We start from the raw sequence: 21,714 nt of genomic DNA on the forward strand, positions 1-21,714 counted from the left end.
CACCCGGTCCCATTCCGAACCCGGTAGTTAAGCCTTCCAGCGCCGATGGTACTGCACTCGTGAGGGTGTGGGAGAGTAGGACGCCGCCGAACAATTCTTCCCTGAAAGGGCTTGTGGTGGGGGCACATTGATTTGTGCTTCAAACCACAAGCCCTTTCGGCGTGTCCACAGTAGGAGGAGCTAGTGCCCAGGTTCGGGGATCGACCCGGCGACCGTCAGCGTGGCCAGGGAGACCGACCGCGCCGATCCGATGACGGTGGCCGTGCCCAGGGAACTCGTAAGCCGTCCACCGGCAATGGTGGTGGCCGTGACGCCCGCGGGTCGGGTGAACGGTCGACCGGTGGCCCGCGTCGGGACGACCGACCCGGCAACGACCGGTACACCAGTGGCGACAAGCCTCGCGGTGGCGACCGGCGCGACAACAACCGAGGCGAGCGTCCTCGCTACGACAAGCCCCGTGACGACCGTGGCGCAGCTCCACGACGTGATGACAACCGGGGTGGCGGCTTCCGCCGCGATTCCGGCGACCGACCCAGCTACCCGCGCCGCGATGACCGCGGTGGCGCACCTCGTCGCGACGACCGCACCGGTGACCGGGGCGGGTTCCGGCGCGATGACAGCCGTGGTGGCGAACGTCCCCGCTACGACCGGCGGGACGACCGCGGCGCTGCTCGAGGTGCCGACCGGGGTGAGCGCCCCAGCTACCCGCGCCGTGACGACCGTTCCGGCAGCGACCGTCCGAGCTACCCCCGCCGGGACGACCGCTCCGGCGGCGACCGGCCCAGCTACCCGCGGCGCGATGACCGCTCGGGCAGTGACCGGGGTGGCGAGCGCGGCGGTTACCAGCGGCGCGATGACCGGCCCAGTGGTGACCGGCCGAGCTACCCGCGCAGGGATGACCGTGCCGGCAGTGACCGGCCGAACCGTTCCGGTGGCGACCGGCCCAGTGGCGACCGCGGCGGCTATCCGCGTCGGGACGACCGGGGCGGCAGCGACCGCGGCGGGTACCAGCGCAGGGACGACCGCGGCGGGGACCGTGGCGGTTACCAGCGACGTGATGACAGGCCCGGCGGCGACCGGTCCGGCAGTGACCGCGGTGGGGAGCGTTCCAGCTACCCGCGTCGCGATGACCGGCCGAGTGGCGACCGTGGCGGCTACCCGCGTCGTGACGACCGTTCCGGTGGTGACCGCCCCAGCTACCCCCGTCGGGACGACCGCCCGAGCGGGGACCGCGGTGGCTACCAGCGCCGGGACGACCGGCCGAGCGGTGACCGGCCCGGCTACCCCAAGCGTGATGACCGTGGCGGTGAGCGCGGCGGCGAGCGTCGTGAGTACCGGCCGCGTGACGACCGTTCCGGCGGCGACCGGCCCAGCTACCCGCGTCGGGACGACCGGGCTGGTGGCTACCAGCGGCGCGATGACCGGCCCAGTGGTGACCGGCCGAGCTACCCCAAGCGGGATGACCGGGGTGGGGAGCGTTCCAGCTACCCGCGTCGGGACGATCGGCCCAGTGGTGACCGCGGTGGGCCCCAGCGGCGGGACGACCGGCCTCGGTACGAGAAGCCGGGGCACGACAAGCCCCGCCACGAGAAGCCGCGCCACGACAAGGCCGGTCACGACAAGACCGCGCACGACAAGGCCGGCAGCGACAAGCGGGATTCGCGCAGTCGTGATCGGGCCGCCCGGTTCCAGGAGCGGGTTGCCCAGACCGACGAGCAGCAGGTCACCGAGGGCACCTCGGTCGAGGTCGAGGCGACTGCCGTCGAGGTCGACGCGGTAGCGGTCGAGGGCGTTGCGGCTGACGCGGTGGCGGTTGTCGCCGAGGAGTCGGTGACGGCTGAGGTCGAGTCCGAGGTCGAGGCGGCGGGCGACGAGTCCGAGGCTGCCGCGGAGTCCGACGAGCCTGAGGCTGTCGGGACCGAGGCGGCCGTCGACGCGCCGGAGTCCGACGTGGTGGCGTCCGGTGAGGGCGAGTCCGAGGAGCGGGTGTTCACCCGGGCCCGGACGCCGGAGCTGCCCGAGGACGCCGACATCTCCATCCTCGACCCCGACGTGAAGCAGGAGCTGCGCGGGCTGCCCAAGGGCCTGGCCGAGATCGTGGGCCGGCACCTGGCGGCGGCGGGCATGCTCATCGACAGCGAGCCGGAGTTGGCGCTGGAGCACGCGCGGTACGCGCGGTCCAAGGCGGCGCGGGTCGCGGTGGTCCGGGAGGCCGCCGGGCTGGCCGCCTACCACGCCGGCGAGTGGGCCGAGGCGTTGTCCGAGCTGCGGGCCGCACGGCGCATGTCGCACGGCACCGGGCACGTCGCCGTGATGGCCGACTGCGAGCGGGCGCTGGGGCGTCCCGAGCGGGCCATCGAGCTGGCACGCGAGGCGCAGGTGTCGCTGCTGTCCCCGGACGAGGCGGTGGAGCTGCGGATCGTCGCGGCCGGCGCCCGGCGGGACATGGGCCAGCTGGACGCGGCCGTGGTGGCGTTGCAGGGCGACGACCTGGACGAGAAGCGGCGTGACCCGTGGAGCGCGCGCCTGTTCTACGCCTACGCCGACAACCTGGAGGCCGCCGGTCGCACCGAGGAAGCCGTGAAGTGGTTCCTCAACGCCGCCCAGGCCGACGACGACAACGAGACGGACGCCGCCGAGCGCGCGTTCGACCTCAGCCCGCAGGACTGAGATCACGCAGGACTGAGTTCCCGGGAACGCCGCGGGACTGGGCAAGACCGAAGTCACAGCTGAAGGCTCGGCGCCATCCGGTGCCGAGCCTTCAGACTGTTTCCGACCGGAGAACTCCCCGAACGGAGACGCCTGTGCTGCTGGACCGTTACGACGCCCTGCTGCTCGACCTCGACGGCACGGTCTACCGGGGGCAGGAGGCCGTGCCCGGCGCCGTCGAGGCGGTCGCCGCCGCCCGCGAGCACGGCACCGGCATCCGGTTCGTCACCAACAACGCCTCCCGGTCGCCGGAGACGGTGGCCGAGCACCTCGTCGAACTCGGCTTCGACGCCGCGCTGGACGAGGTCAGCACGAGCGCCCAGGCGGGTGCGGCGATGCTGCTGGACCTGGTGCCGCAGGGCGCGCACGTGCTGGTCCTCGGCACGGACGCGCTGGCCGAGCAGGTGCGGCTGCGCGGCTACCTGCCGACCCGCACCGCCGAGCACGCCCGAGCGGTCGTCCAGGGCCTGTCGCAGGACCTGAGCTGGCGCGAGCTGGCCGAGGCGTGCGTCGCGATCCGCCAGGGCGGCGCGCACTGGATCGCCTGCAACGTGGACGCCACCCTGCCCACCGAACGCGGCCTGCTGCCCGGCAACGGCTCGCTGGTCGCCGCGCTGCGGACGGCGACCGGGACGGAACCGCTGGTGGCGGGCAAGCCGGCCACGCCGCTGCTGGAGCAGGCGGCGAAGTCGGCGGGAGCGCAACGGCCGCTGGTGGTCGGCGACCGGCTGGACACCGACATCGCGGGCGCGGTCAACGCGGGCATGGACTCGCTGCTGGTGCTCACCGGCGTGTCCACCGAGGCGGAGGCGAACGAGCTGCCGCCGGACCGCCGGCCCACCTATGTGGCTGCCGACCTGTCCGTGCTCTATCGGCTACCTTGAATCCTGTGAGCTTCGAGGTTCCCCTCCCCGGCCCGCCGCGCGATCCCGTGGCCGGGATCGACGACGCCCTGGCCGGTCTCGACGGGCTGGACGCGCTGGACGTGGTCGAGCACGTGGCCCGGTTCGACGACGCGCACACGGCGTTGACGGCCGCGCTCTCCACCATCGACAAGGTCTGACCGGTGCCGCGCAGGGCTCGGCTGGACGCCGAACTGGTCCGCCGCGGGCTGGCCAGGTCACGGGAGCACGCGAGCCAACTCGTCGCCGAGGGTCGGGTGACCGTGCGCGGCACCGTGGCCACGAAACCCGCCACGGCCGTGGAACTGGACACCGCGCTGGTGGTCCGCGAGACGGACGACCCGAACTACGCCTCGCGGGGCGCGCACAAGCTGGTCGGCGCGCTGGAGGCGTTCGACGGGGTGGACGTCAAGGGCAGGCGGTGCCTGGACGCGGGCGCGTCCACCGGCGGGTTCACCGACGTGCTGCTGCGCGCGGGTGCGCGGGAGGTCGTCGCGGCCGACGTCGGCCGCGGCCTGCTGGACTGGCGGTTGCGCACCGACGACCGGGTCGTGGTCAAGGACAAGACGAACGTGCGTTCGTTGACGCCCGAAGACATCGGTGGTCCGGTTGAACTGGTGGTGGCCGATCTCTCGTTCATCTCGTTGAGGCTGGTGCTGCCCGCGCTGGCCGCGTGCCTCGACGAGGAGGGCGACTTGCTGCCGATGGTGAAACCCCAGTTCGAGGTGGGGAAGGAACGCCTCGGCTCGGGTGGTGTGGTGCGCGACCCGGAGTTGCGGGCGGAGGCGGTGCTGGACGTGGTCGCGTCCGCCGCCGGGCTCGGCCTGCGCCTGCACGGCGTCACCGCGAGCCCGCTGCCCGGTCCGTCGGGCAACGTCGAGTTCTTCGTCTGGCTGCGCCGGGGCGAGCCCCTCGACGCGGCCGACGCCACCGCGCTCGTGCGCGCCGCCGTAGCGGAAGGACCGCAGTGACCAAGGACCCGGTGACGAGGGAGATCCTGCTGGTCGTCCACACCGGGCGGCGCAGCAACGTGTTGGTGGCGCAGGAGGTCGCGGCGAGGTTCGCGGCGGGCGGGGTGAAGCTGCGGGTGCTGGAGGACGAGGCGCCGGAGCTGGACCCGTCGTGCTTCACGCAGGTCGTGCTGGCCGACGAGAAGGCCGCCGAGGGCACCGAGCTGGTGTTCGTGCTCGGCGGTGACGGCACGCTGCTGCGCGCCGCCGAGTTGGCGCGGTCGGCGGGCGTGCCGGTGCTCGGGGTGAACCTGGGCCGGGTCGGTTTCCTGGCCGAGGCCGACTCCGACGCGCTGTACGAGGCGATCAAGCACGTCGTCGACCGCGACTACGAGGTCGAGGAGCGGATGACGCTCGACATCACCGCGTCGGTCGACGGCGCGGTGCTGGAGGGCACGTGGGCGCTCAACGAGGCCAGCGTGGAGAAGAGCACCCGGGAACGGATCCTGGACGTCGTGGTGGAGGTGGACGGGCGGCCGGTGTCGGCGTTCGGCTGCGACGGCGTGCTGGTGGCGACCCCGACCGGGTCGACGGCGTACGCGTTCTCCGCGGGCGGCCCGGTGGTGTGGCCGGACGTGCAGGCGCTGCTGGTGGTGCCGAGCAACGCGCACGCCCTGTTCGCCCGGCCCCTGGTGGTGTCGCCGGCGTCCGTGGTGGCGTTGGAGGTCGACCCGGAGGGGCATCCGGCGGTGTTGTGCGCGGACGGTCGCCGCACGGTGAACCTGCCGCCGGGGGCGCGGGTCGAGGTGGTCGGCGGGCGCACGCCGTTGCGGCTGGTCCGGTTGCGGCCCGGTCCGTTCACCGACCGGCTGGTGGAGAAGTTCGAGCTGCCGGTGCAGGGGTGGCGCGGCCCGTCGGCCAAGTGACACCTCCTTGATCGACAGCGGGACACCCTCCCCCGAGCACACGCTTTGTCCGCGTCGCCCAGTAGTGTTCCGTGCGTGCTGGCCGAGATGCGCATCCAGGGCCTCGGTGTGATCGACGAGGCCACCCTTGAGCTCGATGCCGGTTTCACCGTGGTGACGGGCGAGACCGGCGCGGGCAAGACGATGGTCGTGACCGGGCTCCACCTGTTGAGCGGTGGTCGGGCCGAGGCGTCCCGCGTGCGCAACGGCGCGGACAAGGCGGTGGTCGAGGGGCGGTTCCAGGCGCCCGCGGGCAGTCCGGCGGCGAAGGTCGCCGAGGAGGTCGGCGGCGAGCCCGACGACGACGGCAGCGTGATCGCGATCCGCACCGTCGGCGCCGACGGGCGGTCCCGGGCCCACCTCGGCGGCCGTTCCGTGCCGGTCGGCGTGCTGTCCGAGCTGGCCGAGCAGCTGATCGCGGTGCACGGGCAGAACGACCAGCTGCGGCTGCTGCGGCCCGCCGAGCAGCGGGCCGTGCTGGACCGGTTCGCCGGTGACGAGGTCGCCGAGCCGCTGCGGTCCTACCGGAAGGTCCGGGACGAGTGGCTGCGGGTGGCGACGGAGCTGACCGAGCGCACCGCGCGGTCGCACGAGCTGGCCCGTGAGGCCGAGATGCTGCGGCACGGCCTGACCGAGATCGGGTCGGTCGACCCGAAGCCCGGCGAGGACGAGGAGCTGGTCGCCGAGGCGCGCCGGCTCGCCGACGCCGACCAGTTGCGGGAGGCCGCGTCCGGCGCGCAGTACGCGGTGGCGGGCTCGCCCGACGGCGACCCGGACGTGCCCGGCGCGCTGGGGCTGATCGGCGAGGCGCGGCGGCGGCTGACGGCGTCGGACGACCCGAAGCTGCGCGACCTGGAGCCGCGGCTGGTGGAGGCGGAGACGTTGCTGGCCGACGTGGGCGCGGAGATCGCCTCCTACCTGGAGCACTTGGACGCGGACCCGGCGAGGCTGGAGCAGGTGCTCGCCCGCCAGGCCGAGCTGAAGTCGTTGACCCGCAAGTACGCGGCCGACGTGGACGGCGTGATCGCGTGGGCGCAGGACGCGTCGTCGCGGCTGGCCGGGCTCGACACGTCGGACGAGGCGTTGGCGGCGTTGGCGGCGCGGCGCGACGAGTTGGCCGTCGAGCTGGCCACGTACGCGCGGCAGGTGACCGCCGAACGGATCGCCGCGGCCGAGGAGCTGGGCAAGGCGGTGTCGGACGAGCTGACCGGCCTGGCCATGCCGCACGCCACGGTCGAGGTCGCGGTGCGGCCCCGGGTGGCCGAGCAGGGCGACGCGCAGGCGTTGAAGGTGGGGTCGCAGCTGCTGCACGCCGGCGCCAGCGGGGTGGACGACGTGGAGCTGCGCCTGATCGCGCACCCCGGCGCGCCCGCGCTGCCGGTGCACAAGGGCGCGTCCGGCGGTGAGCTGTCGCGGGTGATGCTGGCGCTGGAGGTCGTGCTGTCGCACTCCGACCCGGTGCCCACGCTGGTGTTCGACGAGGTCGACGCCGGTGTCGGCGGCCGGGCGGCGGTCGAGGTGGGCCGCAGGCTGGCCCGGTTGGCGCGCACCCACCAGGTCATCGTGGTCACGCACCTGCCGCAGGTCGCCGCGTTCGCCGACCGGCACCTGGTCGTGGACAAGACCGCGGACGGCGTGCTGACCCGCAGCGGCGTGCGGAAGCTGGACGAGTCGCAGCGCGTGGTGGAGCTGGCGCGGATGCTCGCGGGCATGGACTCCACCGACACGGGCCGCGCGCACGCCGAGGAGCTGCTGGCGGCGGCGAAGGCCGACAAGGACAGCGTGCCCGTGGTGCGGCGCAAGGCGAAGAAGAAGTGAGCAGACGGCTGCTCGGCGCGGTGCTGCTGGTGGTGGCCGGCGTCGCGGCCGTCATCGGGACGTTCCTGCCGCTGTACGTGCAGAGCTTGGACTTCGGGAGCAGAAGCGCCGGGGACCTGGACTCGGGGCCGACCACCACCGTGACCTCGTGGGAGTTCACCTTCTCCAACGTGCCGGAGGGCCTGGACTTCGGCACCGTGCAGAGCCCCCAGTACGGGGTGCCGATCGTGGTCGCGGCGGTGCTGCTGGCGATCGCGGTGGCCCTGGCGTTCCTGCCGGAGACCCAGCGCCTGGCCGCCCGCTACACGGCGATCGCCGGGACGGGCCTGCTCACCGGCGCGGTGTGGGCGGTGGCGGCGTCCATCGTCTCGGCGGTCGGCAACGCGTCGCGGGAGCCCGAGGACACCGGCTACCGGACGGAGGTCGGCGAGGGCATCGTGGTGCTGGGCGCGTCGGTGGTGATCGCGGTGATCGGCGTCGTGCTGCTGCACGCCCGGCGGGCCCGGCCCCGCCCCGAAGGACCCGTGGTCTACCGGGTGGACGGCGTCGAGGACGACGACGACACGGACACCCCGCCGTTCGGCATCCCCGTGGCCGAGGTCGAGGTCGCGCAGCTCCCGGACTCCCCGTACGACCGCCGCGCCGACGGCACGTGACGGTCGCGCGGCCGGGCCGGGGGTAAGCCGCACCCGGTCGGCCGTTGGCGGCGGCGTCCGGCCCCGCTTTGCTGGTAGAGGTGGAGTGGTCGGCCCGCCGGGCCGCGGCACGCCACGGTGCACGGAGGAGAAGGCCACATGACCCGGCGCGCGTTCGCCGTCCTGACCATCGGCGCGGGCGCGCTCATGGTGGTGCTGGGCTCGTTGTTCCCGCTGTACGGGGTGGAGACCTTCATCCGTCCCGGGGTGGAGGGTTCGCTCTCGGGCGGTGTGCAGCGGCTGGTGGCGCTCACCGGGTGGGAGTACGTGCAGGAGCCGCCCCCGCAGCCGAGGCCGGCCGGCACCGACTTCGAGTTCCCCGTCTACGGGTACGGCGTGGTCTTCGCCGCCGTCCTCGCCGGTGTGGGCGCCCTGCTGCAACTGCGCTCGCCGCTGCTCGCCGCGATCGGCCGGTTCGGCGTGCTCGCGGCGGTCGGGGTGGTCGTCGGCACGCTGTGGGCGGCGCTGGAGACGTTGCGGACGCTGTTCGGCATCAACGCGACGTCGGTCTCGGTCACCACCGACGAGTTCGTCGGCACGGGCACGTGGCTGATGGGCGCGTCGGCGCTGGCGATGCTCGTCGGCGCGGTGGCGGCGCACGACTGGCCGGCGCGCGTGCCGCGGCCCACCGGTGTGTCGGTGTACCAGGTGGACGACGACGACACGCCGCCGTTCGGCATCGCCATCCCCGTGTCCGAGCTGGACGTCCCACCGGGTGATCCCGCCCCGCCGGCCGGTCCCGTGGCGCCGCCGGTGGCCGAGCTGCCGCCCCTGGTCGACCTGCCACGACCGCACGGCGCACCGGACCCGGCGGCCGACGAACGGCGTCACCCTACCGGGGGTAATCCGTCCACTGTGGATTAGCGGTGTCACTGACCAGCCCGGATCGGCTCGGCGTGTTGGCCGCCGACCGCGCGCGACGTGAGTCACCATCGGGTCATGAAGCTCTCCGGGTTGCTCGGCCGCGCGCACCACGAACTGCCAGGCGTCACCGGTGTGGCGCGGGTCGATCGCCACTCGGGCGAGCTGCTGCGCCGGCTGAGTCCCGGTGACGTCGCGGTCCTCGACCACGTCGACATCGACCGCCGCACCGCCGAGGCCCTGGTGCACGCGGGCGTGGTGGGCGTGGTCAACGCGTCGACGTCCATCTCCGGCCGGTTCCCGAACCTCGGCCCGGAGCTGCTGGTCGAGGCGGGCATCCCGCTGATCGACGGCGTCGGCACGGCGGTGCTGCGCGACATCAGGGACGGCACGAAGCTGCGGCTGCACGACGGCGCGGTGTTCGTCGGCGACAAGGAGGTCGCGCGCGGCGTCGAGCAGGACGCCGAGTCGATCGCCGACGCGATGATCGAGGCCAAGGCGGGCATGGCCGCGCAGCTGGAGGCGTTCTCCGCGAACACGATCGAGTTCCTGCGCCGGGAACGCGCGCTGCTCCTCGACGGCGTGGGCGTGCCCGAGCTGCTGGTGCCGATGCGCGACCGGCAGGTGCTGGTCGTCGCGGGCGGTCCCCGGCACGCCGAGGAGCTGCGCAAGCTGCGCCGCTACATCCGCGAGTACCGGCCGGTGCTCGTCGGCGTGGACGCGGGCGCGGACACCCTGCACGACGCCGGGTTCGACCCGGACGTCATCGTCGGCGACCCGGACACCATCGCCACCGCGACGTTGCGGTCCGGCTCGGAGGTCGTGGTGCCCGCGCAGGTCGACGGCCACGCGCCCGGCCTGGAACGCATCCAGGACCTGGGCATCGGCGCGGTGACGTTCCCCGCGACGGGCAACTCCGAGGACCTGGCGCTGCTGCTGGCCGAGGCGCACGGCGCGTCCCTGGTGGTGACCGTCGGGCTGCAGGCCGGTCTGCGGGAGTTCCTGGACCGGGGCAACGCCGGGTCCACCCCCTCGACGTTCCTCACCCGCCTCAAGCTGGGCAACAAGCTGGTCGACGGGCACGCCGTCGCGACCCTGCACCGCAGCCGCGTGTCGCTGGGGCTGATCGCCCTGCTCGTGCTGGCCGCCGTCGTGGCGATGGCCGCCGCGCTGGCGGTGTCCGGTGTCGGCCAGGTCTACGTCGACCTCGCGGCCGACGCGTTCCGCTCCGCCGTCGACTGGTTCAGGGGGTTGTTCGGATGATCTCGCTGCGCTACCACATCGTCTCCATCACCGCGGTGTTCCTGTCGCTGGCCGTGGGGGTGGTGCTCGGCTCCACCGCGATCAGCGGCAGGCTGCTGTCCGGGCTCAACGACGACAACGGCGCGCTGGGCCGGGAGGTCGCCGCGCTGCAGGCGGAGCGCAACGGCCTGGACGCCCGGCTCGCCGACGCGGACCGGTTCGCGGGCACCGTCGGGCCGCTGGCCGTGAACGGGCAGCTGACCGACCGGACCGTCCTGCTGGTCACCACCGCCGACGCCGCGCCGGACGACCGGGACGCGGTGACCGCGCTGCTGCGCTCGGCGGGCGCCGAGGTCACCGGCGAACTCCAGCTCACCGAGTCGTTCACCGACCCGGACAAGGCCGACCAGCTGCTCGACCTGGTCGCCCGGCTGCAGCCTGCGGGCACCCGGCTGCCCACCGGCGGCGACCCCGGCACCAGGGCGGGCGGGCTGTTCGGCTCCGTGCTGCTGCTGAACCAGGACGACAACCAGCCGAAGTCCACGCCGGACGAGCTGGCGGCGGCGCTCGGCGGGCTGTCCAGCGCGGGTTTCGTCAAGGCGGGGCAGGGTTTGCGGCCCGCGCAGCTCGCCGTGGTGCTCACCGGCGGCGCGGTGACGGGCGACTCGGCGGCCGACCGGGCGGCGGTGGTGGCGCGGTTCGCCACCCAGCTCGACCGGTCCGGCGCGGGCGCGGTGCTGGCGGGCGGCGCCGGGTCGGCCGACGGCACGGGCGCGGTCGGCGTCGTGCGGGCGGACACGGCGGCGACCTCCGTGCTGTCCACCGTGGACCACGCGGGCACGGCGGCCGGGCGCGTGGTCGTGGTGCTCGCGCTGCGTGAGCAGCTGGACGGCAAGGCCGGCCGGTACGGGGTGGCGGGCAACGCCGAAGGTCCCGCGCCGGGCACGGAAGGCTGAGCCACCCGGTCGTGGCCTGGGACTTCCCGGTGCGGCACCGACCGTGGGGGCACTCGTCCGGGAGCCGGGTTCCCCGGTCGGTTCCGGCCCGGCAACCAGGCGTTCGCACCCGGTTTTCGCGTGGTTCGCGGGCCCGCGGTCGCCTGTTCGAACCCCCCTAGGCCATCCGAGTGACACGCTTGGGTGCCCGCCGGCGCGCTGGGTGACCGGCGGCGTGTTAGCGTTAGGGCCCGTGGACAGGGCGCTGAGCTGTGCGGAACCACCGCAGCCTGGCCCTAGCGGACATCCAGACCACGGGGAGCCTCCTTGGTGCAGCAGGCACGTACGACCAAGCACGTTTTCGTCACCGGGGGTGTCGCGTCGTCCCTCGGCAAGGGGTTGACCGCGTCCAGCCTCGGACAGCTGCTCACCTCTCGTGGTCTCCGGGTGACCATGCAGAAGCTCGACCCTTACCTGAACGTGGACCCGGGCACGATGAACCCGTTCCAGCACGGCGAGGTGTTCGTCACCGACGACGGCGCGGAGACCGACCTCGACATCGGCCACTACGAGCGGTTCCTGGCGCGGGACCTCTCCGGTGACGCGAACGTCACCACCGGGCAGGTGTACTCCGAGGTCATCGCCAAGGAGCGGCGCGGCGAGTACCTGGGCGACACCGTCCAGGTGATCCCGCACATCACCGACGAGATCAAGCGGCGCATCCGGGCCATGGCCGAGCCGGGCCCCGACGGCGTCATCCCGGACGTGGTGATCACCGAGGTCGGCGGCACGGTCGGCGACATCGAGTCGCTGCCGTTCCTGGAGGCGTGCCGGCAGGTGCGCCACGACGTGGGCCGGGACAACGTGTTCTTCCTGCACGTGTCGCTGGTGCCCTACCTCGCGCCGTCCGGTGAGCTGAAGACCAAGCCGACGCAGCACTCCGTGGCCGCGCTGCGCAACATCGGCATCCAGCCCGACGCCATCGTGTGCCGGGCCGACCGGGAGATCCCGGACGCGTTGAAGCGCAAGATCGGCCTCATGTGCGACGTGGACAACGAGGCCGTGGTGGCGGCGGTGGACGCGCGGTCCATCTACGACATCCCCAAGGTGCTGCACGGCGAAGGGCTGGACGCGTACGTGGTGCGGCGGCTGGACCTGCCGTTCCGCGACGTCGACTGGACCGTGTGGGGCGACCTGCTCGACCGCGTGCACAACCCGTCCGAGAAGGTCCGGATCGGGTTGGTCGGCAAGTACGTCGACCTGCCCGACGCGTACCTGTCGGTGACCGAGGCGCTGCGCGCGGGCGGGTTCGCGCACCGCACCAAGGTCGAGATCGTGTGGGTGCCGTCCGACGAGTGCCAGACGCCGTCCGGCGCGGCACACGCCCTGGGCGGGCTCGACGCGATCCTCATCCCCGGCGGGTTCGGGGTGCGCGGCATCGAGGGCAAGATCGGCGCCATCACCTACGCCCGGACCCGCGGCATCCCGCTGCTGGGCCTGTGCCTGGGGTTGCAGTGCCTGGTCATCGAGGCGGCGCGGAACCTGGCGGGCATCGCGGACGCGAACTCGTCGGAGTTCGAGGACACCGGGTCGCCGGTGATCAGCACCATGGCCGACCAGGAGGACGTCGTCTCCGGGCAGCGGGACATGGGCGGCACGATGCGGCTCGGCGCCTACCCGGCGTCGTTGCTGCCGGGTTCGCAGGTGGCCGCGGCCTACGGGTCGCTGGAGGTGTCCGAGCGGCACCGGCACCGGTACGAGGTCAACAACGCCTACCGGGCGCAGCTCGGCGAGGCGGGGTTGGTGTTCTCCGGGACGTCGCCGGACGGGCGGCTGGTGGAGTTCGTCGAGCTGCCTGCCGACGTGCACCCGTTCTACGTGGCCACGCAGGCGCACCCGGAGCTGAAGTCCCGTCCGACCCGCCCGCACCCGCTGTTCGCGGCGTTCGTGAAGGCGGCGTTGGACTACCGGCTGGCCGACCGGCTGCCGCTCCCCGAGACGGCGGGGGCCGCGCAGTGACTCCTCGGCACGAGTTCGGAACAGTTTCGTCGCGGGACGTGCACGTCGGGCGCGTCGTCGCGTTGCGGGTGGACGAGGTCGCCATGCCTGGTGGCGGTACGGCATCGCGCGAGGTGGTGGAACACCTCGGCGCGGTGGCGGTGGTGGCCTTGGACGAGGCCGGTGCGGTGAGGTTGATCCACCAGTACCGGCACCCGTTGGGCCGGCGGCTCTGGGAGCTGCCGGCCGGGTTGTTGGACGGGGGTGACGAGACGCCGCTGGCCGCCGCGGAGCGGGAACTGGCCGAGGAGGTCGGGCTGGCGGCGTCGGAGTGGGTGACGTTGGTGGACGTCGCCGTGTCACCCGGGTTCACCGACGAGGTGGTGCGGGTGTTCCTGGCTCGTGGGCTCACCGAGGTGCACCGCGAAGTGCAGGGCGAGGAGGAGGCCGACCTGGAGGCGAAGAGCTTCCCGTTGGCCGAGGCGGTGGACATGGTCCTGGCCGGGGAGATCGTCAACGGCCCCGCCGTGTCCGGGCTGCTCGCCGCGCACGCCGTGGTCACCGGCGGCGGAACGGGGCGCCCCTCCGACGCCCCGTTCACCGACCGCCCGACCCGCTTCGCCGCCCGCGGTTCCTGACCGGGAACTCGCGGAGCCCGTGCGTTCGACACGCGGGCGCCGGCCGTAGGACTCGCCAGAGCCCTACCTCCGGCCCCGCGTGTCGAACGCTCACACCACGCGTGTCCTACGTTCGCGTCACGCGTGTCCTACGTTCAGAACGCGCGTGTCGAACGCTCAGAACACGCGTGTCCTACGTTTAGAACGTGCGTGTCGAACGCTCAGAACGTGCGTGTCGAACGCTCAGGACCGGTGAGTTCTGCGTTCAGGTGCAGGTCGGGTGCTCGTGCTCGCGGTCGAACGTCGTGGTGCCGTGGTGGGAAGCGGATAATGGGGCACGTGGGCGTGAGATGGCCGTTGGCGGTGGCCGCGGCGGCGGTGGGCGGGTGCGGGGTGCTGTTGTTCGTGGACCCCAACCAGCCCGGGTCGCTGCTGCCGCCGTGCCCGCTCTACGTGCTGACCGGCATCCAGTGCCCGGCCTGCGGGTCGACGCGGATGGTGCACGCCCTGCTGCACGGCGACCTGGTCGGCGCCTGGCAGTTCAACGCCGTCATGCTGGTGGCCGGGCTGCCGTTGCTGGCCTGGCTGTGGGTGCGGTGGTTCCGGGCGGCCAGGCAGGGCCGCCCGTCGCCGCCCGTGTCGCGGAAGGTCGGCGTGCCGGTGGTGGCGCTCGCCGTCACGTGGATGGTCGCGCGGAACCTAGTCGCGTAGCTTGCGGCCCTGGCTGTCGGTGCCGCCGTTGACCAGCAGGATGATCCCGTCGATCAACGACCAGATGCCGCACCCGCCGCAGGTCAGCAGTTGTGCGATGCCGATCGCCGTGTCACCGATGTAGAACCGGCCGATGCCGAACGGCAGCGCCAGTTGCAGCACGCCCGCCGCGATGCGCGACTTGTCCGACAGCGGCTGGCCGGTCATCGGGTCCAGGCCGTACGGCGCGTTCGGGTTGAACCCGGGCGGGTAGCCGTACGCCGTGCCGTAGGGCTGGGACGGGTCCGCGTAGCCGGGCGGCGGGTAGCCGGGGATGCCCTGACCGGGCGTGGCGGCGTAACCGGGCGGCGGCGGCGCGGGCGGCGGGTACGTCGCGGTCGGCGGGTAGCCGGGCGGCAGGAACACCGGGTGCGGCTGCGGCAGGTCGTGGAACAGCGCGGCCAGCTCCTGCGCGGACTGGGCCGCGGACGCGTAGCCGACGCGCTGCTCGTACTCGCCGATCTCCAGGCGACCGGCCGCGAAGTGGTCGTTCAGCGCGCTGATCGCCTCTTCGCGCTGCTGGTCGCCGATGCGCACCTGGTGTGGTTCCGACACACGTAAACGCTAACAGCCGCCGGGCGCCGGCCGAGCCGGAACGCGCTGGTCGACCTACGCTTCGAGGGTGCTGGTCGGAGTTCCCCGAGAGGTGAAGAACCACGAGCACCGGGTCGCCATCACCCCCGCGGGTGTGGTGGAGCTGGTGCGCCGGGGACACCGCGTGCTGGTCGAGGCGGGCGCCGGCGGCGGTTCGTCCATCCCGGACCGCGAGTTCGTCGCGGCCGGCGCCGAGATCGTGCCCGACGCCGACGACCTGTGGGGCGACGCCGAGCTGGTGCTCAAGGTGAAGGAGCCGGTGGCCGAGGAGTTCCACCGGATGCGGCCGGGGCAGACCCTGTTCACCTACCTGCACCTCGCCGCGGACGCCCGCTGCACGCGTGCCATCGTCAACTCCGGCATCGACGCCATCGCCTACGAGACCGTGCAGCTGGCGGACGGCTCGCTGCCGTTGCTCGCGCCGATGAGCGAGGTCGCGGGGCGGATGGCGGCGCAGGTCGGTGCGCACTGCCTGGAGCGCAACCAGGGTGGGCGCGGTGTGCTGCTCGGGGGCGTGCCCGGCGTGCCGGCGGGGAAGGTGGCGGTGCTCGGCGCGGGGGTGGCCGGCATGAACGCCGCCGCGGTCGCGCTGGGCATGCAGGCCGAGGTGGTCGTGCTGGACACCAACGTCAACCGGCTGCGGCAGATCGACTTCGCGTACCGGGGGCACCTGCAGACGGTGGCGAGCAACTCGTACGAGGTGGAGAAGGCGTGCCGGTGGGCGGACCTGGTGATCGGCGCGGTGCTCGTGCCCGGCGCCAAGGCGCCGACGTTGGTGAGCGACGAGCTGGTGTCGACGATGCGGTCGGGCTCGGTGCTCGTCGACATCGCCATCGACCAGGGCGGCTGCTTCGCCGACTCGCGGCCGACCACGCACGACGACCCGACGTACCGGGTGCACGGTTCGGTGTTCTACTGCGTGGCGAACATGCCGGGCGCGGTGCCGCACACCTCGACGTGGGCGCTCACGAACGTCACACTGCCCTACGTGACGGCGTTGGCGGACAAGGGTTTCCGGCGGGCGATCAGCGACGACCCGGCGCTGGCGAAGGGCGTGAACGCGGTGCGGGGTGCGGTCGTGCAGGCCGAGGTGGCGAAGGCGCACGGGATGCGGCACGTCCCGCTGGACCGGCTGTGAGCCGTGGTCGGGGGAGCGGTCCGGCCGCGGCGGGTGGCGGCGGAACGCCGGAATTGTCGGACCCCTCTGAGAGAATGAAAGCAGGGGACCCCCTGGCGGGGACCCCTGCAGGGCATGCGCCTGCGGCGCGTGAGGGTGGGGCGGCGACCTCGGCGGTGGGTGAGGCTGGGACGGTGAGCCCAGCAGTGGGTGAGGCTGAGGTGGAGACCCCGGCTGGTGAGGCTGGGACGGTGGGCCCGGCGGCAGGTGGGGCTGAGGTGGCGGACCTGGCGGCAGGTGAAGCTGGGGCGGTGGACCTGGCGGCTGGTGAGGCTGGGGCGGTGGACGCGGCGGCAGGTGAAGCTGGAACGACGGGCCAGGCGGCAGGTGAGGCTGAGGCGGTGGGCCCGGTGGTGGGTGGGGCTGAGGTGGGGACGCAGGCAGGGCGGGTGCTCGACGCGGCGACCCCGGCGGCGCGGGCGATGAGGGCGTACCTGGACCACCTGGCGGTCGAGCGGGGCACGGCGCGCAACACGCTCGACTCCTACGGCCGGGACCTGCGCCGGTACGCCGCGCACCTGGCGGCCAAGGGGGTGGACGACCTCGCCGACGTCACCGAGGCACTGGTCGGCGACTTCCTGGCGACGTTGCGCGAAGCCGGGCTGGCCGCCTCCTCCGCCGCACGCACCCTGGTCGCGGTCCGGGGGTTGCACCGCTTCGCGCACCTCGAAGGCATCACCGCGCACGACCCCGCCCGCGCCGTCCACCCGCCGACACCGCCGCGCCGGCTGCCCAAGGCACTGCCCGTCGACGACGTGCTGAAGCTCCTCGACGGCCCCACCGACACCCCCGCCCACCTGCGCGACCGCGCCCTGCTGGAGCTGCTGTACTCCAGCGGCGCGCGGATCTCCGAGGTCGTCGGGCTCGACGTGGACGACGTGGACGCCGCCGAACGCACCGTGCTGCTCGACGGCAAGGGCGGCAAGCAGCGCATCGTCCCGGTCGGCCGCCCGGCGCTCGCGGCGCTGGAGGCCTACCTCGTGCGAGCCCGCCCGGTGCTGGCCAAGCGCGGCACGCCCGCGCTCTTCCTCAACGCCCGGGGCGGCAGGTTGACCCGGCAGACGGCGTGGCAGGTGCTGAAGACGGCGGCCGAACGCGCGGGCATCGCGGCGGAGGTCTCGCCGCACACGCTGCGGCACTCGTTCGCGACCCACCTGCTGGAAGGGGGCGCGGACGTGCGCGTGGTGCAGGAGTTGCTCGGTCACGCCTCCGTGACGACGACGCAGGTCTACACACTGGTCACCGTCAACACCTTGCGCGAGGTCTATGCGACCGCCCATCCTCGCGCAGCGGGTGGAACATGAGCGGCCCACGGGTACCGTGTCGCTCGCCCGATCGGGGGCCCACCCAGTCCCGACGAGCCCGACGAGCTGGAGGTGCCGACCCGGTGCCGAACTTGGACGAGCCCGAGCGCAGCGAGATCGAGCTGGGCGCGGTGCTGCACGCGTTGAGCGACCCCACCCGGCTGGCGGTGGTGCGGCAGATCGAATCCGACGGCGAGCGCCTGTGCGGCGCGCTGATGGTGGAGGTCGCCAAGTCCACGCTGTCGCAGCACCTGCGCGTGCTGCGGGAAGCGGGCATCACCCGCACCAGGGCCCGCGGCAACCAGCGGTGGGTGTCGCTGCGCCGCGACGACCTCGACGAGCTGTTCCCCGGACTGCTCGACGTGGTGCTCCGCGCGGCCGAGCGGCACTGCCGCAACGCCGCCGGCCACCCCGCCGACCGGGCGGACGCCCCGGCGGGCGCGACGCCCTGAGCCCACGCCGGCGCCGGAAACGCGCTGAGAACGATCGGCCGCGCTTCGGCGGGGCGCGTTGCCGGTGGACCCCGGTGTGCTTAGGCTGCGCCCAGGCAGAGGACTAGGAATCGGGAAGGCGATGTCGACACCGGAGCACGCGGGTCAGGCGTGGGGCGCACCCCCACCACCCCCGCCACCGTCCGGTGTGCCGCGCGCCTCGGTCGAGCTGAGCCTCGCCCCGCACGCCGCACCCGCGGACGAAGACGCGACCGAGCAGGTCGCGGGCGACATCGGGCCGACGGGGCGCCCGTTGCGCTTCGTCGCCGACCCACCGCTGGTCGCGCGGCACGGCCCGGCGAAGATCCTGGCGGTGTGCAACCAGAAGGGCGGGGTCGGCAAGACCACGTCCACCATCAACCTCGGCGCGGCGCTCACCGAGTACGGCCGGAAGGTGCTGCTGGTCGACTTCGACCCGCAGGGCGCGCTGTCGGTGGGCCTCGGCGTGCACCCGCACCAGCTCGACCAGACGATCTACAACGTGATCATGGAGCGCGACGTCGGCGTGGACGACGTGATCATGCGCACTCCGGTCGAGGGCATGGACCTGCTGCCCAGCAACATCGACCTGTCCGCCGCGGAGATCCAGCTGGTCTCCGAGGTGGGCCGGGAGCACACGCTGGTCCGCACGCTGCGCCCGGTCATCGAGCACTACGACTACGTGCTGGTGGACTGCCAGCCGTCGCTCGGCCTGCTCACGGTCAACGCCCTCGCGGCGGCTGACGGCGTCCTCATCCCGCTGGAGTGCGAGTTCTTCAGCCTGCGCGGGGTCGCCCTGTTGATAGACACCATCGAGAAGGTCAGGGAGCGGTTGAACCCGAAGCTGGAGATCACCGGGATCCTCGCCACCATGTACGACCCGCGCACGCTGCACTCCCGCGAGGTGATGGCGCGCGTGGTCGAGGCGTTCGGCGACGTCGTGTTCGACACGGTGATCAACCGCACCGTCCGGTTCCCGGAGACGACCGTCGCCGGCGAGCCGATCACCAGCTGGGCGCCGCGCTCGGCGGGCGCGAAGGCCTACCGCGCGTTGGCGCGCGAGGTGATCGCCCGGTGACCCGACGCCCATCACTGCCGGGCGCGTCCGAGCTGTTCCGCCTCACGACCGGTGCTGCCGCCGACGCCGACGTGCCCGCCCAGGAGCCGTCGGCGCAGCGGCGCGGCACCGGGCGGCAGAAGCACTCGACGAAGATCACCGTGTACGTGTCCGACGAGGAGCTGCTGGCGCTGGAGCACGCGCGGCTGGCGTTGCGCGGCGAGCACGGCCTGGCGGTCGACCGCGGCCGCGTGGTGCGCGAGGCGATCGCGATCGTGCTGGACGACCTCGAAGGGCACGGCGGGGACTCGCTGCTGGTGCGTAGGTTGCGCGAGCAGTGAGCGGTGACGCACCCGAGACCGAACCCGAAGTGGCCGCGCCGGTCGAGGCGGTGGAGCCCGAGGCTCCGGGCGACGGCCGGTTCAAGGTCAAGCTGACCAACTTCGAGGGACCGTTCGACCTGCTGCTGCAGCTGATCTCGCAGCACACGCTCGACGTGACCGAGGTGGCGCTGCACACCGTCACCGACGACTTCATCGCCTACATCCGGGCGCTGGGCGACCAGTGGGACCTGGACGAGACGACCGAGTTCTTGGTCATCGCGGCGACCCTGCTCGACCTGAAGGCGGCCCGCCTGCTGCCCTCGGGCGACGTGGAGGACGAGGACGACCTGGCGCTGCTGGAGGCGCGGGACCTGCTGTTCGCGCGGCTGCTGCAGTACCGGGCGTACAAGCAGGTCGCGGCGCTGTTCGCGGAGCTGGAGCGGGGCGCGTACCGGCGCTACCCGCGGTCGGTGGCGTTGGAGCAGCGGTACGAGGGGCTGTTGCCCGAGGTGATGCTGGGGGTGGACGCCCGGCGGTTCAGCGAGATCGCCGCGGTCGTGTTCCGGCCCAAGCCGCCGCCGACGGTGTCGACGTCGCACATCCACCAGCACCGGGTGTCGGTGCGCGAGCACGCGGACATGCTGCGGGCACGGCTGGCGGAGGCGGGCACGGCGACGTTCGCCGAGCTGATCGCCGAGTGCACGGAGACGATGGAGGTCGTGGCGCGGTTCCTGGCGCTGCTGGAGCTGTACCGGGAGCAGTCGCTGGCCTTCGAGCAGCCGGACCCGCTCGGCGAGCTGCGCATCACGTGGGTCGGCGGCACGATCGAACAGGCGCAGGCACACGCCCGCGACGAGGACGAGGAGTACGGGTGAGCGACCACGGAGCGACCGGCGCCGAGCCCACCGGGCCCGACGTGGCGGTGGAGTCGGTCGCGGCCGGGTTCGAGCAGGACGTCGCCGTGCCCGGGTTCGCGCAGGTCGCGGACGTGCCTGGACCCGCCGCGGTCGCGGGCCCGGACGTGCCCGACGACGAGGCCGAGGCGGGCGGGCTGCCGGACCTCTCCGACGAGGCCGAGTTCGACGGCGCGCTGGAGTCGATCCTGCTCGTCGTGGACAGCCCGATCGCGGAGGAGCAGCTCGCGGGCGTGCTCGACCAGTCCGTGAAGCGCGTCACGGCCGCCCTGCACCGGCTGGCCGCCCGGTACACCGAGCAGGGCAGCGGCATCGACCTGCGTAGAATCGGTGACGGCTGGCGGTTCTACACTCGGGACCGCTTCGCGCCATTCGTGGAGAAGCTGCTGCTCGACGGGCAGCGCGCCAAGCTCACCCGGGCCGCGTTGGAGACACTCGCGGTCATCGCCTATCGGCAGCCCGTGACCAGGGCCCGGATCGCGGCGGTGCGCGGGGTGAACGTGGACGGTGTCATCCGCACGCTCGTCGCGCGCGGCCTGATCGCCGAGACGGGCACGGACTCCGACACGGGTGGCATCCTTTACCGCACGACCGAACTGTTCCTGGAGCGGTTGGGGCTGTCGTCGTTGGGCGACCTGCCGCCGATCGCCCCCCTCCTGCCCGAAGTGGATGCGATCGACGATGTCTGACCAGGACCACAACCCCGAGGGGATCCGGCTCCAGAAGGTGCTCGCCAAGGCGGGCATCGCCTCGCGGCGGGTCGCCGAGGAGCTGATCGAACTCGGCCGCGTCCAGGTCGACGGCGAGGTGGTCCGCGAGCAGGGCCGCCGCGTCGACCCGGACACCGCGGTCGTGCACGTCGACGGCGTGCGCGTGGTGCTCAAGGAAGACGTGGTCACCATCGCGTTCAACAAGCCGCGCGGTGTGCTGTCCACCATGCACGACGACGCGCACCGCCCGTGCGTCGGCGACTACCTGCACAACCGCAAGGAACGCCTGTTCCACGTCGGCAGGCTCGACGCCGACACCGAGGGCCTGCTGCTGCTGACCAACGACGGCGACCTCGCGCACCGGCTGATGCACCCGTCCTACGAGATCACCAAGACCTACCTCGCCGAGGTGCCCGGCCCGATCCCGAAGGACCTGGGCAAGCGGCTGCGCGCGGGCGTGGAGCTGGAGGACGGCCCGATCGCGGTCGACTCGTTCAAGCTGATCTCGTCGATGCCGGGCAAGGCGCTGGTCGAGGTGGTCCTGCACGAGGGCCGCAAGCACATCGTGCGCCGCCTGCTCGACCACGTCGGCCACCCCGTCGAGCACCTGGTCCGCACCGCCGTCGGCGACGTGCGCCTCGGCAACCAGCGCCCCGGCTCGATGCGGGTGCTCAACCGGCAGGAAGTCGGCTCCCTCTACAAGGCCGTCGGGCTGTAGCCGGG

At 73.1% G+C, this 21,714-nt stretch carries 23 protein-coding genes and 1 rRNA gene; 22 read left to right on the forward strand and 2 right to left on the reverse strand.

The window, feature by feature from the left end:
• Positions 1-92 (forward strand): 5S ribosomal RNA (gene rrf / locus ADK67_RS36435); the annotation flags it as partial.
• Positions 93-180: 88 nt separating this feature from the next.
• Here the strand turns inward: rrf and ADK67_RS36440 are convergent.
• Positions 181-1,617, reverse strand: coding sequence for a hypothetical protein (locus ADK67_RS36440; protein WP_157621219.1), 1,437 nt, complete (start codon positions 1,615-1,617; stop codon positions 181-183).
• A gap of 213 nt (positions 1,618-1,830) precedes the next feature.
• Between ADK67_RS36440 and ADK67_RS36445 the strand changes: the two genes are divergently transcribed.
• From ADK67_RS36445 to ADK67_RS36500, 13 genes are all read left to right on the forward strand, one after another.
• A complete protein-coding gene (locus ADK67_RS36445) occupies positions 1,831-2,670 on the forward strand; it encodes a hypothetical protein (protein ID WP_231648524.1) in 840 nt (279 codons plus the stop codon).
• A gap of 134 nt (positions 2,671-2,804) precedes the next feature.
• A complete protein-coding gene (locus ADK67_RS36450) occupies positions 2,805-3,593 on the forward strand; it encodes an HAD-IIA family hydrolase (RefSeq protein ID WP_053721126.1) in 789 nt (262 codons plus the stop codon).
• 5 nt (positions 3,594-3,598) lie between these two features.
• Positions 3,599-3,772 (forward strand): hypothetical protein, encoded by a 174-nt coding sequence (locus tag ADK67_RS52915; RefSeq protein ID WP_197289787.1) that lies wholly within the window; start codon positions 3,599-3,601, stop codon positions 3,770-3,772.
• 3 nt (positions 3,773-3,775) lie between these two features.
• A complete protein-coding gene (locus ADK67_RS36455; RefSeq protein WP_053721127.1) occupies positions 3,776-4,582 on the forward strand; it encodes a TlyA family RNA methyltransferase in 807 nt (268 codons plus the stop codon).
• Positions 4,579-5,487 (forward strand): NAD kinase, encoded by a 909-nt coding sequence (locus ADK67_RS36460; protein WP_231648525.1) that lies wholly within the window; start codon positions 4,579-4,581, stop codon positions 5,485-5,487. Before ADK67_RS36455 ends, ADK67_RS36460 begins: the two co-directional genes overlap by 4 nt.
• A 75-nt stretch (positions 5,488-5,562) precedes the next feature.
• Positions 5,563-7,344: a DNA repair protein RecN gene (recN, locus tag ADK67_RS36465; protein WP_053721128.1), complete on the forward strand. Its 1,782-nt coding sequence runs from the start codon at positions 5,563-5,565 to the stop codon at positions 7,342-7,344.
• Positions 7,341-8,000, forward strand: coding sequence for a hypothetical protein (locus tag ADK67_RS36470; RefSeq protein WP_053721129.1), 660 nt, complete (start codon positions 7,341-7,343; stop codon positions 7,998-8,000). The genes recN and ADK67_RS36470 overlap by 4 nt, the downstream gene beginning before the upstream one ends.
• 138 nt (positions 8,001-8,138) lie before the next feature.
• On the forward strand, positions 8,139-8,903 hold the full coding sequence (locus ADK67_RS36475; protein ID WP_053721130.1) for a hypothetical protein: 765 nt from the start codon (positions 8,139-8,141) through the stop codon (positions 8,901-8,903).
• A gap of 75 nt (positions 8,904-8,978) precedes the next feature.
• A complete protein-coding gene (steA, locus tag ADK67_RS36480) occupies positions 8,979-10,163 on the forward strand; it encodes a putative cytokinetic ring protein SteA (RefSeq protein WP_053721131.1) in 1,185 nt (394 codons plus the stop codon).
• Positions 10,160-11,098 (forward strand): copper transporter, encoded by a 939-nt coding sequence (locus ADK67_RS36485; RefSeq protein ID WP_053721132.1) that lies wholly within the window; start codon positions 10,160-10,162, stop codon positions 11,096-11,098. Before steA ends, ADK67_RS36485 begins: the two co-directional genes overlap by 4 nt.
• Before the next feature lie 306 nt (positions 11,099-11,404).
• Positions 11,405-13,096, forward strand: a complete 1,692-nt coding sequence (locus ADK67_RS36490; RefSeq protein ID WP_157621222.1) for a CTP synthase — start codon at positions 11,405-11,407, stop codon at positions 13,094-13,096.
• A gap of 38 nt (positions 13,097-13,134) precedes the next feature.
• Positions 13,135-13,713, forward strand: a complete 579-nt coding sequence (locus tag ADK67_RS36495; RefSeq protein WP_269436119.1) for an NUDIX domain-containing protein — start codon at positions 13,135-13,137, stop codon at positions 13,711-13,713.
• A 309-nt stretch (positions 13,714-14,022) separates the two neighbouring features.
• Positions 14,023-14,403 (forward strand): DUF2752 domain-containing protein, encoded by a 381-nt coding sequence (locus ADK67_RS36500; RefSeq protein WP_063797853.1) that lies wholly within the window; start codon positions 14,023-14,025, stop codon positions 14,401-14,403.
• On the opposite strand, the gene ADK67_RS36505 is transcribed toward ADK67_RS36500, so the two are convergent.
• Positions 14,392-14,997 carry a DUF1707 domain-containing protein gene (locus ADK67_RS36505; protein ID WP_053721134.1) on the reverse strand — a complete coding sequence of 202 codons (606 nt, stop codon included), beginning with the start codon at positions 14,995-14,997 and terminating at the stop codon, positions 14,392-14,394. The genes ADK67_RS36500 and ADK67_RS36505 overlap by 12 nt on opposite strands.
• A 67-nt stretch (positions 14,998-15,064) precedes the next feature.
• Here ADK67_RS36505 and ald point away from each other — a divergent pair, with 67 nt between their 5' ends.
• From ald to ADK67_RS36545, 8 genes are all read left to right on the forward strand, one after another.
• On the forward strand, positions 15,065-16,174 hold the full coding sequence (gene ald, locus ADK67_RS36510; protein WP_053721135.1) for an alanine dehydrogenase: 1,110 nt from the start codon (positions 15,065-15,067) through the stop codon (positions 16,172-16,174).
• Positions 16,175-16,635: 461 nt separating this feature from the next.
• The gene (xerD, locus tag ADK67_RS36515) at positions 16,636-17,517 is read left to right on the forward strand and encodes a site-specific tyrosine recombinase XerD (protein ID WP_053721159.1); all 882 of its coding nucleotides are present in this window, start codon (positions 16,636-16,638) and stop codon (positions 17,515-17,517) included.
• A gap of 83 nt (positions 17,518-17,600) precedes the next feature.
• Positions 17,601-17,969: an ArsR/SmtB family transcription factor gene (locus ADK67_RS36520; RefSeq protein WP_231648526.1), complete on the forward strand. Its 369-nt coding sequence runs from the start codon at positions 17,601-17,603 to the stop codon at positions 17,967-17,969.
• Between the two features lie 121 nt (positions 17,970-18,090).
• On the forward strand, positions 18,091-19,065 hold the full coding sequence (locus tag ADK67_RS36525; protein WP_197289788.1) for a ParA family protein: 975 nt from the start codon (positions 18,091-18,093) through the stop codon (positions 19,063-19,065).
• Entirely contained in the window at positions 19,062-19,385 is a 324-nt protein-coding gene (locus tag ADK67_RS36530) for a hypothetical protein (RefSeq protein ID WP_053721137.1), read from the forward strand. The genes ADK67_RS36525 and ADK67_RS36530 overlap by 4 nt, the downstream gene beginning before the upstream one ends.
• The gene (locus ADK67_RS36535; protein ID WP_082404327.1) at positions 19,382-20,242 is read left to right on the forward strand and encodes a segregation/condensation protein A; all 861 of its coding nucleotides are present in this window, start codon (positions 19,382-19,384) and stop codon (positions 20,240-20,242) included. Before ADK67_RS36530 ends, ADK67_RS36535 begins: the two co-directional genes overlap by 4 nt.
• Positions 20,239-20,970 carry an SMC-Scp complex subunit ScpB gene (gene scpB / locus ADK67_RS36540; RefSeq protein WP_331459356.1) on the forward strand — a complete coding sequence of 244 codons (732 nt, stop codon included), beginning with the start codon at positions 20,239-20,241 and terminating at the stop codon, positions 20,968-20,970. The genes ADK67_RS36535 and scpB overlap by 4 nt, the downstream gene beginning before the upstream one ends.
• The gene (locus tag ADK67_RS36545; protein ID WP_197289789.1) at positions 20,963-21,709 is read left to right on the forward strand and encodes a pseudouridine synthase; all 747 of its coding nucleotides are present in this window, start codon (positions 20,963-20,965) and stop codon (positions 21,707-21,709) included. The genes scpB and ADK67_RS36545 overlap by 8 nt, the downstream gene beginning before the upstream one ends.
• Positions 21,710-21,714: the final 5 nt, after the last annotated feature.

This window comes from Saccharothrix sp. NRRL B-16348 (assembly GCF_001280085.1).
In the GTDB taxonomy this organism is placed as follows: Bacteria; Actinomycetota; Actinomycetes; order Mycobacteriales; family Pseudonocardiaceae; genus Actinosynnema.